This window comes from Vibrio sp. R10-SF1-ISO8 (assembly GCF_059833805.1).
Genome location: NZ_JCBDHL010000021.1, coordinates 825,608 through 841,151 on the forward strand (window position 1 = coordinate 825,608; position 15,544 = coordinate 841,151).

The following is a 15,544-nucleotide window of genomic DNA, read 5'->3' on the forward strand; positions in this document are numbered from 1 at the left end:
AGATGAAACAACCCTTTACCGACACGATAGACCAAGCCGAACTAGCGATCCAAAGTGCCGGAGATCGTAGTGATGTATTTAATGAACTGTTAGAAGGGCTTGGGGTCGGGCCTGTAGCCGGTGAAATCCTGCTGGGAGGGATCAGTGCCTCTCCACAAACTATGAAACATGCAGAGCAGGAACTGGTAGAAGAGGTGATGCGCAGGCGTCAGCAGTTGAATGCTGTACAGGCACCGGGTGAAAAAGGCAAAAGAAGAAAACGTCCGACCATGATGCGCGGAATGGTGATTTAAGGTTTTTGATATGACAGATATGCGAACAACGACAGACTTAAACGCGGTTGCAACGAGTGGCACTGGTGATGTAGACAACCCTCAGGTTCCTCTTTCCTTTCAGGCTGAACTGGAAGCAAAGCTTAAAAAGAATCTCTCCGAAGACCAGTATACTCTAATCGCCCCACTTCTTACTCCACTGCAAGGGCTACCCCCTATCAATGGCTTAGCGGCTGCAGAAGAGATTGCACAACAGTACGCGATAGCTATTGAGACACTGATTGAGAAGCAGGCGGCTTTTTCTGATATGCCGCTTCAGGGTGCTCTGACTCTGTGGATTGATAACCTTAAAGCTAAAGTTCCCACTGAAGGTGATGCGAAGGGCACAGTTGCGCAGAGTGAGTTGAATACACAACTGAATATTACTCTAGCAACTCAGTTTGAAAGCTGGTTTACCACCCTGCTAAACCAGAGCGTTGGGCCGGGTATGCCGACGGAGTTTATCCGCAATATTCAGCTGACGGGTTCGGGTTCTTTGTCCTTAGCTGAGCAGATGCAGGATCTGGACGCTGTTGGCCTGAAAAGCAAAACAGAAGAGCTTAGTACTTTTTTTGCTGGTATCAAAGCGCGGTTACCGCTTTCAGAAAATCCTGTTGAGGCCACTCAGTACCTGCGAGCTATGTTTGAGCGACTGGGAAAAGAATCTTTCCCGCTATCACAGTTGCTGTCAGAGAATCTTTTACTGACGAAAGAGCAGTTTACAAACAAAGTAACCGAGCTTCTACAAAGTTCGCTGCTAATCAGTAAAGAGGATGCAGAGGCGATAGCCGGCCAGTTTGTAAGAGCTGGTATTGGCAGTATGTCAATGACTGAGCTGGAGAAACTCTTTAGCAATCTTGACGGGCAGGTTGAAGGGATATACACCTATGCCCGCGTTAAGGGTCAGCTATCAGGAGAAGTGACACTTACCAAAGGTGTTGCGGATATGGTTAAGCTGCTGAAAGATGATCCCAAAATAGAGGTCTCTATTTCCACTTTCTTTGCCGGTATTGCAAAGCCGTTAACAGATTTGCAGATTGATACTCTTGTTAGTGGACTGAAGGATCAGAAGCAGAGTCAGGTTTCGGAACAGGAGCTCGAAAGGATTAAGGAAAGCGCTGGAAACGATATAGAGGTCCTGTTTCAAAAATACGAGAGTGGGCAGGATATGTCCGGTGACAAAACGCTTTTGCAACGCTACACGACGCTGACTGAAAATCTCGAAAAGTTAAAAGCTAGGCTTGGCAACGTTAGCCAGAAAGAGCTTGACGACAATAAAATCTTGGCTGAACACGCTTTGACCGCCCGGGATCTGTTGTCGATTACCGATGCTAGTCTCGCCAACCGTTTTGACGAGCAGGTGCTGTTAGCACTGAACGAGCGACGGGTTAACCGCCTTGAAAAGCGTAATGAGGTAAAAGACGACCTACAGGATCTCACCGCTCGCCTGAAGGTTTTTGGAGAGGTTCAGTCGAAAATTCATACTCAGCAGAGTAATAACAGTGGATACAACCCTGCTAGCTACAAATTTTCTCATAGTGACTTTGGTTATGGTTCAGAAGAGGCATTTAAAAAGTCACCTGAATACGCATATCTGCACAGCATAGCTCCTGATAAACAGGTGAGCGAGATAAGTCATATGGACTTTCTAAAAAATGAGGGTGTAGATGCTCAGAACAAGACCTACCAGAATAAAAAAGATGAACCCACTTACTTAACTGATTTCTCAAGCTCAATCAGCGATAAGTCCAAACTGCTGAATGACGAAGTTCAGATCAAAACAACCACACTGAATGATCTCAGCTCTCAATATAACTCAACTGTTGAGGCGATGAATAAATTCGTTCAGAAATATCACAGTATTTTAGAACAAATCCTACGAGCTATTTAAGGATAAGCACAATGACTACAGAACACGCGACTACCGATGCATCTCAATTTGATGCTAATGACTTGTTTTCTTTTTTGGAAGAGGGCGGCACGATTAAGATGCTCCATGATGTATCTCCTGACACTATTGAGCACATCTATGCAGTAGGCTACAACTTCTTTCAATCCGGTAAGACTGACCAGGCGGCGAAGGTTTTCCAATTACTCTGCATGTTAGATCACTATCAGGCGCGTTTTTTTGTAGGTCTTGGAGCGGCTCGTCAGGAAATGGGTGAATATCTGGAGGCGATTGACGCCTACAGTTATGCCACACTGGTGGATATTAACGATCCGCGTCCGCCTTTCCATTCGGCCGAGTGTCACTTAAAGCTTGAACAACTGACCGAAGCGGAAAGTGGATTTTACAGTGCAAAGGAGATGTCTGCCGGGAAATCAGACTATGCAGATTTGCATAAACGTGCAGACATCATGTTGGAAGCGGTGAGAAATAAAAGGAGTAACTAGAATATGAATTCTATGCTAATTGACCGCTCCCAGGGCACAGGTTATACCCAGGGCCCTGATGAAACAAAGCTGGAAAAAAACCAGCAGAAGACTGCCGGACAGACTAATGTTGCGGCGGGAAATGTTCAGAAAAATGGTGCAGAACTGCCAAACTCTGACAAGGTTCTGCCTCAGCTGAATGTGCCACAGGTACAGGTGACAGAAAAAAGTACCCCTCTAACTCTGGCTGAGATCGCAACGCTTCAGCAAGCTGTTAGCGCTCTATCTGGAACCATGCGAGCGACAGATCAGGAAACGACAGCAATTGCTGTAAAGATCATTTCAGGCTCTGCCGATGATTTTGAAGTTGAGCTAGCAGCGTTGACTGACAAACTGAAAAGTGCCCAGAACAAACTCAAAATTGAGGAAGTGAAAGTCGCTAAAGCTAAGCATGAGCAGGAAATGGCTGAAAACCTAGAGAAGATCAAAGAGTCTCAGGAAGCTGCGCAAGAAGCTAAGAAGTCTGGTCTTGCGTCTAAAATCTTCGGTTGGATCAGTGCAGTTGCCTCGATTATTGTCGGTGCCATTATGATCGCGACAGGTGTTGGTGCAGCTGCGGGCGCCCTGATGATTGCCGGAGGTCTGATGGGGGTCATCAGTCAGGTGACGCAGATGCCAGAAGTTCAAAAAGCGATGGAAGCTGCAGGTGTCGATGTAAAGGCCTTTGGCTATGCCATGATGGCTATACAGGGAGCACTAGCTATCGCAAGTGCTGGTATTGCGATAGGCAATATCGTTAATGCATTGAAGGGTGCGGTGGATGTAGCGGCTAAAACACTGTCCACAGCTGTCAAGGTAACTCGTACCGTTGCAGAAACCGTCGATACAGCGGCAAATATTGGCTCAAGTGCTGCAGACATTGCCAACGGAGTGAATCAATCGAAAGTTGCTAACATTCAGGCTGATCTCGCTGACATTCGGGCTGAAATGACTCTCGATCAGTCGGTAATAGACAAACTCAAAGAAGAGATTGAGAACATCCTGCAGGGCTTCCAAGAGCTGATGGAGATTATTATGCAGATGATCCAGGCTAAAGGCGAAACTATGCAGACAGTATTGAACCGTCCGGCTACGGTCTAAGGGGGAATTGCAATGGCAAATGAAGTTAATAATATAACTGCAGGTTATACAAAGGTATTTGATCTTGTTGACAATTTGAAGACTGAAGCTGGTGAAACGCGGGCTATCACGAAGCAGGAAGCGGCAGAACTGAAAACAACGGTTCAGAGCTGGGCAAACGATCTTAAAAACTATCAGCTTTCGGTTCCGTCAGGCCAGGTAAATGGCCAGATGGCGATGGCTGCAGAAAAGTTAGTTGGTGAATTATCTACTGCATTGAGTAATATCAACTCGGTTGGTTCTCTGGCCACTGGTACGCTTTCAGGCTCGTTGCTGATAAGTTCGCTCGAAAAAATCAAGCCAGTTGCAGACTTTGTTCTTGGCCGCATTGATACGGTACTAGCGGGTAATCCTGTCTCTGAAAAGCTGATGGCTCAGATGGCTCCTTTGATGGATGATCTCGTGACTGCGATCGTTCAGAGTGCTGCAGGGGAAGCAAATAAATCAAACAACCTAGATGATATGCTTCCACGCTTAACTCAGGCTGTTGAGTCTGTTAAAACAATGCTTAATGGTACTGAAGAAGGCAGGAAGCTAACGCAAGAGCTAAATAGTCTGATCGGAAAAATGACCAACAATGCTGGACAGGTTGCCGACGCAGAAGATAGTTCCAACTCTATCGCTGATGGTCTGGCTTTGATTGTTCTGCTGTACACTCTTTCCAAACTTAGCCGTCAACAGCAGGTGCAACAGCGTGAAATTGCTGTTGATGCGACAGTGACTAGCCAGAAAAACCAGGCTGATGAGCAGAGAAGTGCCGCTTGGGCAATGATCGGTATGGCTATCGTTGCGGGCGTAATGGCGGGGTTAACTGTAGCCGCGGGCGCGTTTGGCGCTTTTCAGTCTGGCAAGAAAATTGGCAAAGAGATGTCAGCAAACGCGCAGGTAAATACCCAGCAGAAAGGTATGAATCAGGTAGATGAACTATTGAAGAAACCTGACCTTCCTGAGCATGAGCGCGTTCAGTTGACGAAACTCAAGGAGGAAGGTACTAAGAACCTGACAGAAGGCAATCAATACTTGCAGACTAACAATCACAAGTTTGATCGTATGACGGGTATCAACCAGGCGCTAACTGCTTTTGTTCAGACTCTGGGTCAGTTTGGTAACGCGATTGCCAATTATTCACAGGCCGAATCTCAGGCACGAAGTAAGGAAGACGAAGTTCAGGCTACCCAGGCTCAAGCAGAAAAACAGAAAGCAGACGAAAATGTCAGTTTCCAAGAAGGTCTGCTTAAAGAGCTTCGTGAATTGTTCCGCTCTATTGCTGATAGTGAAAACCAGGCATGGCGGGCTTCGGCTCCAACGGTTTAACTTAAAATCGTTCTAACCTCAAGGCGCTACATTGTGGCGCCTTTTTTTGTAAATTTTCTTATTGGTTATGTACACAAAAAAGCAAAGCCAGAGTGACTTTGCTTAGATTCGCGATGGTTCTTTGTTAGTGAACGATGATTACACTCGAAATGCAGCTTGGCTAAAATTAGACTTCTCTTTGGCTTCTGGTTCAGCCAACTCTTGTAAGTCACTTTGCACTTGATCGTAATATTGGCTAAGAAGCTCAAGTTGCTGATAGAGGCTATGACGGTCAGCCTGTACCAGAGATTGCTGGTTCCAGAGGATCACGTTATTGCTGTTGCTATCAAAGCCAACGACAGGCTTTTTCTCTTCTTGGCTAAACATACCTACCTCAAGCAGAGATTTCGCATTGTTAGAGGTTAACTCACCAAGATTGCTGAACATAAGTAACCGTCCTGCAGGGTGCTCTGTAATGTGGCATTCCTGCTCTCCTACCTTGAAGCTGACAACGGTATCAATGTTACCTGAAAGTGTTAGGTTTAACTCCTGACATAGTATTTCAATTGCCTGAGTGTATTGTTGACTCATTCGTTACTCTTATGTTGGTCTGAAAATCTGACGGCAGTACAACAAAAAGCGTCTGGCTCAACTATCAGTATCGGCAGGAAGTTTTTATATTGTTTGGTGTGAGTGACTGAGATAGCTGACTGGTATTTGTCAGTTATATATTTCCGACCGATCCTGATATTTTCTCCTGCAGCAAGCTCCTAAACTGCTTAGCGTGTTAAACAATAAAGAAAAGCAGTATGACTCATTTAAATGCAACTCACTCAAGCGCAACACAGGTTGCCAATGTTTCAAATCATCAGACAGAGATGTCAGCTCAGACTGGCGCACTTGGTGATAAACCCGTCACTTCAATCGCAACACCAAAAGAAGTTCAGCAGTTAGCAGAAAGAACGGAGAGTAGTCCGATAACGTCGCTAAAAGACAAGGTTATTAGCTGGTTGAGCGGTGCGGTAAACGCCATTAAGGGGTTGTTTGTATCAAAAGATAAGCCTATATCAAGCATGACCCCGACAGGTCAAACACAGCAACTATCCCGTGAAGAAATGGGTAAGGTAGCTATAAAAGAGTCTCTAAATGGCCTAACTCAGTTAGATACTTTATCGAGCCTTGATGGAGAGTCACTGAAACAGCAGCATAGAGAGCTTGCGACAAACAATGGCGCTCTACGTTCAACAGTCACAGCACTTCAGACCATCAAACTGTTCGGAACCGAAACTCAGAAAACGGCAGCAAGCAACATATTAAGCGATATGGTGGGTGGTCAGCCTTTCCAGCAGTGGGCGACAACAGGTAGTGGTGAGGCTAAAGATGCTTCAACGTTTTTGAACGATGCCTCATCCGAGGAACTACAAGCCGCCAGCGACAAGATCAATCAACTTACTGTACAAATCAGCAAGCTTAAAGATGAATTAATTGTTCACTTACAGCCTCAACAGACTGCTTCGGCAAGTGAAGAGAAGGTCGCGAACTCAATTGAATCTCGCTATGAAGCGGATAACGATCTTGGGATTGGAGGCGGTCGCTCTGCTAAAGATAACAGTGTTAAAACTGCACTGGATGCAGTTAGCTTTCTTGCTACCAGAATTGCACCAAGTACAACCCCTACACTGTCTAGCGAATCGATTAATGCACTGCAAGATGCAATCGCCGACGGGACTGTTTCCTTTAGTATGATACAGAATGGCGCTCTTAATAAGGGAGACTTAGCTATGATCCGGGAGCTCGCACTGTCAACAGTTTCAAACCAAGATGCATCATATACTGGCGAACTAGGCTCGATTGTAGACTCGTTAAGTCATAGTCGACCAAATGCAGGAACAGTAATGCAAGGTATTCAGGGCTTCATTGATATGTCAGCCTCTCAGTGGCACGCAAAAACAGCGGATAAGCCGGAAGACGCTATTGACGCAAACGCTCATGCTAAGTTTGACAGAGAGTTAATGAAATCAAGCTTTGATGGTATGTCGCAAAGCGATCTTAAGCAGGCCTTAGCTCAGTTGGAAGGCGATTTTGGCCAGAATCTTAGGGGTATTATGGGCTTAGTTGCTGAAAAAGTGCCGGTTTCTGATGATGCACAGGAAAATCCGGTGCTTATATCTAGTGCGATGCGCTATGGTAATGTCATCGAAGGACTGATTACTGCCCTAAAGGAAAAGCTAGGTGAGCCGACCGATGCTCGCTTTGCTGATGCACCAATGATTAGCGACCTTTCTGAGCTGACTGCTTTTGAGAAAGCTGCGCTGTTAAGGGTGGGGATTACGGAAGAGATGATGGCTTAACCCACGTCTACATGCTTTGTTTACACTAAAAAAAGCCCTTCGATGAGAAGGGCTTTTTTGTCTTAGGATTATAATGCTTTCCAGCATTAATGATTTACAAGAGTCAACCCACTAGGCAAAGCATCACCAAACACACGCTTAGATTCGCTTTCTGATAGCTCTTTCACCTCTTCTACCAAGCTAACCCAAGATTCTGGCACCTTGCTTTGTTTTAGCTTCGCAAGAACTTGGTTTCTAAAATCATCAGAAATATCAAACAGACGATCGCCTGTTTTTCGACAGATCATGACCGCGGCAAAAGCAATCATGGGTTCTTTCTGCCAGTTTTGTTCCAGCAACTTAGGTAGCCATTGTTCTGCTTGTTCTCGAGGGATCACGCTGTGCTGACTGCCATACAGTGGAGTACGTGAAGCAAGCCTACCTAACGCCCACCAATGCGCTTGTTCGAACTGGTTATGGTTGATGGCCTTACTTAAGCACCAAGAAGCGAGCAGCACCTTATCTTCCACTTCAAGGTGCTCTAGTGAAGCGGCAAGTCTAACCATAGATTCATAACCCATGTCTTGCGCCGCTTTGGCTGACTGAGGGTTTTTCATCGCCCCTGGGTGAAGGTATTTAGCAATATCACCGAGGATGCTTTCTTGCTGATCTTGGTTTAGCCCCCCGGCAATTCGGCGCCAGAAAACCCACCAATCAGTCCAGCCTTGATGGTTTTTAAACTGAATTCCCTGCTGATATAGCCCCCAAACTTGCTCTATACGCCAAGAATCAGTAGCATCGCCAAAACCCGGACGCAGCGAGAATCCGGCTAAACGTAGCCAGTTTTTTTCATGTGGTTCAGAGCGGCGGCGGCGTTTGCGTCCGAGTGCAAAAGCATCAAACAGCTGACGTAAAGTCGTGAAGTCCCACTCATCACGTTTGCCAAGCTTTCGCTCTAGCTCTTTAGCTAGGGTTTTGATTTCTTTCGAATCCGCGCTTTTCTTGTTGCCACTGTAGATACGAGAAATCAGCTCTTTACATTCGGGCAGGCGAGGGTGAAGACTCTCTTCAACTTGCTCTTCTGCTTGTTGGTTACGAACTTCGAATTCTAATTCCCAACGCTTGGTGTCGTCTTCGACATGGACACACTCCATTTTCAGCGTGCCAACTTCGGTTAGCTGACAGGCGAGCTGAACTTCAACTCGCTCTTTTTGGTTGGCTTGCAGTTCGATTCCTTCACCTTCAAGTGTCGATATGTAAGGGGGTAGCGGCGCGAATAGGTCTGGGTCAATATCAACCATGACGCCGTTTTGAATCGCGGTATTGTTGGACAGCGTGTCGTGTGTCGTTGTTAGAAGGTTAAAACGAACAGGTTCGCCCAAAGTTAACGAGAATCTGCGACCGCTTAGCCTAATTTCGTGTCCTTCCTCGGTGCCTTTTGACAGCAGGCAGAGTGCTTTGCCCATTTTGTTCTTTTCTTGAAGATGTAAGAAGTAAGAACGTGCTGCTCCACCACCGATTTTAAGTTGCGCGCCTCGACGAGCCTTACTAAAAGCGACAGCGCCAAGTGCGACTGACCAATCCGGATGAGGGTTATCGAGCACCGTGATATCCTCACCACGCCAGTTGCCAAGCAATTGGGTAACACGCTGAGTGACAAGGTCGCTATTGAACACACCACCGTTGAGCAGGATGCCAACAGGGATAGCGGGTTTGTTGGGATCGCCTTGATTGAGCGCTGCCATTGAAACTTGCTGATGTTGGCTCAAAAACTCTGCGATGTGTTTACTGACCGCAGGATCGGCGACGTACGGCAGACCGAACTCAACGACGGCGCTACGTCTTTTATCTGGCGTGTCTGTGAAATCCGACAGTGGGAAGAATCCATCGAGAGCAATTTGATGAACTTCTTGCTTTGAAAGGCCGATACTCTTCGTCCCGCCTAGCAGTTTAGAACCGCTGCCGAGCATAGTGATCTTGACTTCTTCAGGTGCATCGGCCGAGAGCAAGTTTTCTTTTGCTTTGCGTGTTTGCTGAATCAGCTTGGTCAAGCTGGCTGCGTTGAGCTTTTTACTCTGATTGAAACGCTGCTCTGCCAGATGCGCTAACGCAAGGTCGAGGTTATCACCACCTAGCATTAAGTGATCGCCCACGCCAATGCGATCCAAAGAGAGTTCACCTTGATCGAGTTTAGCTTCAATCAAACTTAAATCGGTTGTACCACCACCGACATCACAGACAAGAATTAACGGCAGGTCTTTTAGCTCTTCTGCTGCAACTTGCTGGTGGCGCGCATACCAGTCGTAGCAAACCGCTTGAGGCTCTTCGAGAAGCACAATCTTGTTTAACCCTGCGAGCTGTGCGGCTTCAAGGGTAAGTTTTCGCGCTGTTTCGTCGAAGGAAGCAGGAACCGTCACTACCACTTCTTGGTCTTCAAGCTTATTGCTTGGATTGCGATAGTTCCAAGCAAGTCGAATGTGGTTCAGGTAGCTTGCGCTGGCGATAACAGGTGAGACTTTATCGACATCGGCTGCGCCAGCCCAAGGCAATATGTCAGAGCTTCGATCGACTGCTTGGTGGGAGAGCCAACTTTTGGCACTAGAAACTTGGCGACCTTCCACTTTGGCGCCGAGCTCTCGGGCCCATTCGCCAACAATCACTTGGCTAATGTCACCAGAGACGGGTTCACTATCCCATGGCAGTGTTAAGTCTGATGGGGAGACTTGACCTGCCGCTGGGTGATAACGGAAAGAGGGCAGCAATGGCTTGCGGACGACTTCACCTGGGCCAATCAACTGGTCTATTTCAAATAGGGAAACGGCAGAGTTTTGTAGGTCATCGGTGATTTCACAGAATGCGACAACCGTGTTGGTTGTACCTAAATCAATACCGACTAAGAATCGAGGAGATGCCATAGATAACCTTATTTGCGGACAACTTAAAACAACGGCACCCAGAGGTGCCGTTAATCGTTATGCTTGTTCTGAGTTCGAGTTTGCGTCTTCGCGGACATCAAACTCAACATGCCATTTCTGCCCATTGTCAGCAGCGATAGCTTCAAGATACAAAGTACCGAGTTCAGTGACACGTGATGCAAGAGTTACCGGAACCACTTCACCTTCTCGGCGCCCTTCAGAAACAGGCAGCGTGACTTGAATCTCAGGCAGTTCTTCTAGCTCTTCAGGAGCCCAATGGTCTAGGTGAGTACCAGCGATGTCGTCACGACGAACGGTAGAACCAAAGAATTGGAAGTTAACCGGCTGACCAATGATAAGTCCAAACTCTTGGCTTGGTACATCAGCGCTGGAGCCTTCTTCCATACCAAATGGAGCCACACACAGCGCTTCCATCGGTGGCGCCATACCTGGAATAGCGGGCATAGCACTCTCAATACCTACGTAGTAGCTAGATGCGATACCGCCACGAATTCGAACGCCTTGTCCGCGGCGAACGCTGCCGTAGTATGAAGCACCGCTCGCTACTGCAAGATCGAGGTCAACGCCAGTTAAACGCTTCGCCATTTCGCAATCTGCGTCAATCAACCATTCATTGAGCGTTTCTTCAAGACGATTAGCAAGCAGGGCTGACTTCAGTACGCCACCGTTAAACAAAATCGCTGTCGGCTTGATGAAATCAGAAGATTGAGCAACGTCACCACCCGGCATGCCTGGCATGTTGGCAAATGGGTTGTACTCTGGTTGTGTTTCAGAACCAGAAAGCGCGTTGGCTTGTTTGGTTAAGAATGCGGCGATATGGCGACTAATACCTGCGTCTTGTGCGTAAGGCAGACCCATTTGAGTCAGTGCGCCACGGTTACGCTGAACAGGATGCTCGCTAACAGCAACTTTAGGGAAGAATCCATCAACAAGCGTTTGTTGAACTTCTTGCTGAGTAAGCTCTGTTTTAAGTGTCGCACCTAGCAGCTTAGAACCACGACTCGGTACCACGATAGGCACCGATTGAAGCTCGCTATCGTTTAGTAAGGCTTCTTTAGCATCACGACATGCATGAGTCATTGCCTGAACTTGCCATGGCTGAAGCTCTTTGCCTTCTTGAGCAAGCTTCATCTTGAGACGATAAGCCAGTGCAAGATCCATATTGTCGCCACCCAATAGGATATGTTCACCGACAGCAATACGATTCAACGTTAGGTTACCTTCTTCCTCCGTCACCTCGACAAGAGAAAGGTCGGTAGTACCACCACCGATATCAACAACAAGAACAATATCGCCAACAGAGACTTCATCGCGCCATTTGTCGTTGCTGTTATCAATCCAGTTGTAGAGCGCAGCTTGTGGCTCTTCGAGTAATGTTAGGTGTACAAAGCCGACGTTACGTGCAGCTTCTGCAGTCAGATCTCGTGCTGCAGGATCGAACGATGCAGGAACAGTGATGGTCACATCCTGTTCGGCTAAAGGATTATTTGGATTTGAATGATCCCAAGCTTGTTTTAGGTGTTCTAGATAAAGCTCAGTGGCACGCAGTGGTGACACCTTCTCAACTTCTTCAGGACTACCTGCCGGCAGAAACGCATCGCGACGGTTGACGCCACCGTGACAAAGCCAAGATTTCGCACTGGCAATCAGACGAATCGGTGTTTTAGCGCCCAAATTACGCGCGATAGCACCAACAAGAGCCGTTGGCTCAGATGACCAAGGCAAAACACGCGAAGCTGGGTTCATTTCGTGTTCGTGTGGTTGGTATAAAAATGAACCGAGTTGGCTGCGATTTTCTACTGTACCTGGTGCCGTTAATTGAGGAATAGACATTACCTCAACGCGTGCATCTTCAACGCTAGTATCTACATATGACAGTACGCAATGTGTGGTCCCTAAGTCGATACCGACGCTAAATTTAGGTGGGTTAGATTCTGTGTTTTGCGCTTGGTTATTTTGGTGTTCCATTACAGCTCAACCTCTGCTGGAGCAATAACAGACGCATCATAGTTCTCTGCAAGTTTTGGTAGATTCATCGAGCTTGCTTTCCAACCTTTGTGAACCAGAGTACCGTTAAACGGTGCATTACCCGTTACGTTACCCGTTAGGCGAACTTGCTGCGGGTTGAAGCCTTCTTCAATAGTGATGCGAGTTTCTTCGTCTTCATTACGAATATGCTCAAGCGTTACATAGTCACTTAGTACCTTTTGACCACCGGTGTGTATAACGCGAGCAGCTGCTCCCACTTCTTCGTCAGAGAATGAGGTTAAGTCTTCTTGCAAGAAGTCGATTAGACGCGCTTCTTGCTGCATAATTGATAGGAGTTGCATAGCTGAATCTGTGGAGGCAGTTGCCAGTTTTGATTCAACTTCAACGACTTTCTCGATGACTTTTTCTACTTCGACCACTTTTTCTACTTCAACGATCTTTTCGACGGGCTTTTCTACTTCAACGATTTTCTCAACTGGTTTTTCTACCACTTTCTCAATGACTTTTGACTTGCGAGAAGTCGCAATAAGTAGCAGCAATACACTTGAAGCAGCAAGACCCGCGTGAAGCATATCGAACGTTTGAGGGATCATTTGTAAATCGAACGTCATGACAATTCTCTTAATGTTTAGTGTAAGGAGAGATGAAGTAAATCTCTGCTTTGGCTCAGAGACGGTATGAGCCTATTTGTTCTGATAAATTGGGGCGAATAGTACCATAATCAAGTCACCATTCTGCTAATAAAAGCGTCTTAATACGGTGTTATAAAGTTCAAGTGATGAGTTTTTATGCAATTATTCACTCAAAAAGAGGCGTACTGCACGGAACGTGAATAGTTTCATATGTAATCGACAATTACGCTTTATGTAACTAAATGGATAAGGCTAGAATGTCGCGGTTATTTTAATGCGTCGTTTCACAAATATGCTTTATGCAACAATTGACTAAAAAGAAGTATTTATACCCGTTCTTAGCGTTTAATTTCACCTTACTGTTGACCTTATATGCGGTCTATTTTGTCTATCAATCACAATTTAAGTACACAGTTTCATTGGTAGATAAACTGGCAGAGCAACAAGCGGAAAACCTTCAGCAGGTAGTGGAGAGTGATTTACAGTTCATCGGTGCTGGTGCTAATTTCTTCCATGCTACCCAGCCGGAAGATTGGCATCGCTTTCCAGTTTTTGCCGATCAGATAGTTTCAGCTTCTCAAACGCTAATCGCGCTGCAATGGATGCCGCGCATTGAACATCATCAAGTCGCCGCCCATATTGAAAAGGTTAAGCGAACCTACCCGTTTTATGAGATTTATACCGTGCCGAAAGACGGGCCGAAGACGCTTGGTTACATCATGCGTAACGATGAACCCATCTACCCAGCTTCCGATGTCTATCCCCGAAATCAGGCGAACTTCAATGCGCTTGGCTATTACTCGTCTCGGTTGCGTTTTCAGCTAGTGCTTGATGGCATTCGAGAAACCGGGCAGCCAAGTGTGTCTGATAAAATTCGTTTGCTGCAAGACGGCTTTGATAGAAGTTTAGCAAAAACAGGATTACTGGTTTATCACCCGGTGTTTAGTGCGGAAAATGCTAAAGAGTTAGTTGGTGTGGTGATCGGTGTTATCCGTTCTACCAAATATTTCGAATCAATCGTGGTCCGTACCGCTACTGAGCAAGACTTGCTGGTCAAAGTGACGGATATGGGCTTCGACGCCGAAGACGATCCGATCTTATATGAAAGCAATAACTGGGATGCAACTAGCGGCATTGAGATTACCAAACGCGTCGTATTACCCAATCGAGAATGGATTGTTGATTTCAAACTCGACAGAAAGGTGACGGATAATGATCGTTTTGTATTGGTTGGAATCTTCATGGCTGGGCTTGTTATCGCATGCCTATCAAGTTACATAGTATTGCTATTAATTCGTGACAAAGAACATCTTGAAGTATTGCTTGATGAACGTACCGAAGAGCTCCAATTCTTAGTGGATCACGACACGCTAACGGGGATATATAACCGCCGGGCGTTCAGTCGATATTTGACAGATAAAGTCAGCAAGCAGAAGTCTTTTGCTTTAGTGGGATTTGACGTGGATAAGTTTAAGCTCATTAATGACCACCACGGGCACGTAGCGGGAGATGAAATGCTCTGTCATGTCGCTAGGGTTGTTCAAAGTCACTTAGAGCCAGGGGATGTCTTTGTCCGCATGGGAGGCGATGAGTTTTGTATCATCTCTCACATTACTGATCGCTATGAGCTGTTTAACTATCTGGACAGGATTGGTCGCGCAGTAGCAAGTTCAAAGTATGAGTTTGATGGAAGAATTATCCAATGCTCACTCAGTATCGGTGCTGCGATTCGTCGGTTAGAAAACGAAGAGGACATTATGCAAGCGTCAGATGCTCAACTTTATAAGAGTAAGCAAGCAGGGCGAAACTGCGTTTCAATTGCAGAATAACTAGCCAGTCAGTGTGTTGATATTCGAGTTTTGACGTATTCTATTGTAGACTTTTGCGCTTTCAGATTATTTTGAACAAAGGCGAACCATGAACCATAACCGTGTAGTTTGTTTCGATCTAGAAATGTGCTGTTGGAATGAAGACGGTGTCGGTACCACTGGCGAAATCATTGAAGTAGGGCTTGCAGAGATTGACCTTGTAAAAGGGGAAATCGTTAAGCGGGCACAATACTACGTAAAACCAGAAACAGATGAAGTCTCGCTATTTTGTTCTCAGTTAACAGGAATCACTCCACGTAAAATTGAAAAGCAGGGCCGTCCACTAGAAGAAGTCCTCAAATCTATGGTCAAAAATTTTGGTGGTACGAACAAAATATACGCTGCTTGGGGTCGAGATGATCTCGTGCTAAGGCAAGAGTGCTTAGATAAGGGCATTGATACCCCATTCAATGAATTTATTAACTTGGCGACCTTATTCCGAATTCAAAATCGTCTTAAAGACAAGCGAATCGGGCATAAAGCGGCACAAGAGAGCAAAGGTATAGAGTGGGAAGGTCGTCAGCACTCGGGTTATGTTGATGCCTATAACCTAGCCAAACTGGCCTTAACTATGCTTTAAACACAAAAGGAGCCTCGGCTCCTTTTGTGTTTAAGTAGTTTGCTAATAGCGAG

12 protein-coding genes are annotated in these 15,544 nt (G+C 46.2%); 8 read left to right on the top strand and 4 right to left on the bottom strand.

Annotated features, from left to right (window positions below):
- Positions 1-2: 2 nt before the first annotated feature.
- Genes AC6R00_RS21905 through sctB form a run of 5 tightly spaced genes read left to right on the top strand, consistent with a single transcriptional unit; the run spans position 3 to position 5,177 of the window.
- Positions 3-293: an LcrG family type III secretion system chaperone gene (locus AC6R00_RS21905; protein ID WP_004745553.1), complete on the top strand. Its 291-nt coding sequence runs from the start codon at positions 3-5 to the stop codon at positions 291-293.
- Between the two features lie 10 nt (positions 294-303).
- Complete coding sequence (locus AC6R00_RS21910; protein ID WP_500641918.1) at positions 304-2,202, top strand: virulence-associated V antigen; 1,899 nt, start codon at positions 304-306, stop codon at positions 2,200-2,202.
- Between the two features lie 11 nt (positions 2,203-2,213).
- Positions 2,214-2,705 carry a SycD/LcrH family type III secretion system chaperone gene (locus AC6R00_RS21915; RefSeq protein WP_500641919.1) on the top strand — a complete coding sequence of 164 codons (492 nt, stop codon included), beginning with the start codon at positions 2,214-2,216 and terminating at the stop codon, positions 2,703-2,705.
- A gap of 3 nt (positions 2,706-2,708) precedes the next feature.
- Entirely contained in the window at positions 2,709-3,824 is a 1,116-nt protein-coding gene (sctE, locus tag AC6R00_RS21920; protein WP_500641920.1) for a type III secretion system translocon subunit SseC family protein, read from the top strand.
- A gap of 12 nt (positions 3,825-3,836) precedes the next feature.
- Complete coding sequence (gene sctB, locus AC6R00_RS21925) at positions 3,837-5,177, top strand: type III secretion system translocon subunit SctB (protein ID WP_500641921.1); 1,341 nt, start codon at positions 3,837-3,839, stop codon at positions 5,175-5,177.
- Between the two features lie 138 nt (positions 5,178-5,315).
- Here sctB and AC6R00_RS21930 read toward each other — a convergent pair whose 3' ends face one another.
- Positions 5,316-5,747 carry a CesT family type III secretion system chaperone gene (locus AC6R00_RS21930; RefSeq protein ID WP_500641922.1) on the bottom strand — a complete coding sequence of 144 codons (432 nt, stop codon included), beginning with the start codon at positions 5,745-5,747 and terminating at the stop codon, positions 5,316-5,318.
- 218 nt (positions 5,748-5,965) lie between these two features.
- Here AC6R00_RS21930 and AC6R00_RS21935 point away from each other — a divergent pair, with 218 nt between their 5' ends.
- Positions 5,966-7,507, top strand: coding sequence for an ADP-ribosyltransferase (locus AC6R00_RS21935; RefSeq protein ID WP_500641923.1), 1,542 nt, complete (start codon positions 5,966-5,968; stop codon positions 7,505-7,507).
- Positions 7,508-7,593: 86 nt separating this feature from the next.
- Here the strand turns inward: AC6R00_RS21935 and AC6R00_RS21940 are convergent, their stop codons facing one another.
- Genes AC6R00_RS21940 through AC6R00_RS21950 form a run of 3 tightly spaced genes read right to left on the bottom strand, consistent with a single transcriptional unit; the run spans position 7,594 to position 13,022 of the window.
- Positions 7,594-10,401 (bottom strand): Hsp70 family protein, encoded by a 2,808-nt coding sequence (locus AC6R00_RS21940; RefSeq protein ID WP_500641924.1) that lies wholly within the window; start codon positions 10,399-10,401, stop codon positions 7,594-7,596.
- A gap of 57 nt (positions 10,402-10,458) precedes the next feature.
- Positions 10,459-12,390, bottom strand: a complete 1,932-nt coding sequence (locus AC6R00_RS21945; protein WP_500641925.1) for an Hsp70 family protein — start codon at positions 12,388-12,390, stop codon at positions 10,459-10,461.
- Entirely contained in the window at positions 12,390-13,022 is a 633-nt protein-coding gene (locus tag AC6R00_RS21950; protein WP_171321343.1) for a DUF2760 domain-containing protein, read from the bottom strand. The genes AC6R00_RS21945 and AC6R00_RS21950 overlap by 1 nt, the downstream gene beginning before the upstream one ends.
- A 320-nt stretch (positions 13,023-13,342) precedes the next feature.
- On the opposite strand from AC6R00_RS21950, the gene AC6R00_RS21955 reads away from it, so the two are divergent.
- Complete coding sequence (locus tag AC6R00_RS21955) at positions 13,343-14,872, top strand: sensor domain-containing diguanylate cyclase (RefSeq protein WP_500641926.1); 1,530 nt, start codon at positions 13,343-13,345, stop codon at positions 14,870-14,872.
- A gap of 88 nt (positions 14,873-14,960) precedes the next feature.
- Positions 14,961-15,491: a 3'-5' exonuclease gene (locus AC6R00_RS21960; protein WP_500641927.1), complete on the top strand. Its 531-nt coding sequence runs from the start codon at positions 14,961-14,963 to the stop codon at positions 15,489-15,491.
- Positions 15,492-15,544: the final 53 nt, after the last annotated feature.

Bases quoted from the DNA above. Each gene is read 5' to 3' on its own strand.
- sctB (WP_500641921.1), top strand. From the start codon at position 3,837: ATGGCAAATGAAGTTAATAATATAACTGCAGGTTATACAAAGGTATTT.
- sctE (WP_500641920.1), top strand. From the start codon at position 2,709: ATGAATTCTATGCTAATTGACCGCTCCCAGGGCACAGGTTATACCCAG.
- AC6R00_RS21945 (WP_500641925.1), bottom strand. From the start codon at position 12,390: ATGGAACACCAAAATAACCAAGCGCAAAACACAGAATCTAACCCACCT.
- AC6R00_RS21935 (WP_500641923.1), top strand. From the start codon at position 5,966: ATGACTCATTTAAATGCAACTCACTCAAGCGCAACACAGGTTGCCAAT.
- AC6R00_RS21905 (WP_004745553.1), top strand. From the start codon at position 3: ATGAAACAACCCTTTACCGACACGATAGACCAAGCCGAACTAGCGATC.
- AC6R00_RS21955 (WP_500641926.1), top strand. From the start codon at position 13,343: ATGCAACAATTGACTAAAAAGAAGTATTTATACCCGTTCTTAGCGTTT.
- AC6R00_RS21940 (WP_500641924.1), bottom strand. From the start codon at position 10,401: ATGGCATCTCCTCGATTCTTAGTCGGTATTGATTTAGGTACAACCAAC.
- AC6R00_RS21910 (WP_500641918.1), top strand. From the start codon at position 304: ATGACAGATATGCGAACAACGACAGACTTAAACGCGGTTGCAACGAGT.
- AC6R00_RS21915 (WP_500641919.1), top strand. From the start codon at position 2,214: ATGACTACAGAACACGCGACTACCGATGCATCTCAATTTGATGCTAAT.
- AC6R00_RS21950 (WP_171321343.1), bottom strand. From the start codon at position 13,022: ATGACGTTCGATTTACAAATGATCCCTCAAACGTTCGATATGCTTCAC.
- AC6R00_RS21960 (WP_500641927.1), top strand. From the start codon at position 14,961: ATGAACCATAACCGTGTAGTTTGTTTCGATCTAGAAATGTGCTGTTGG.
- AC6R00_RS21930 (WP_500641922.1), bottom strand. From the start codon at position 5,747: ATGAGTCAACAATACACTCAGGCAATTGAAATACTATGTCAGGAGTTA.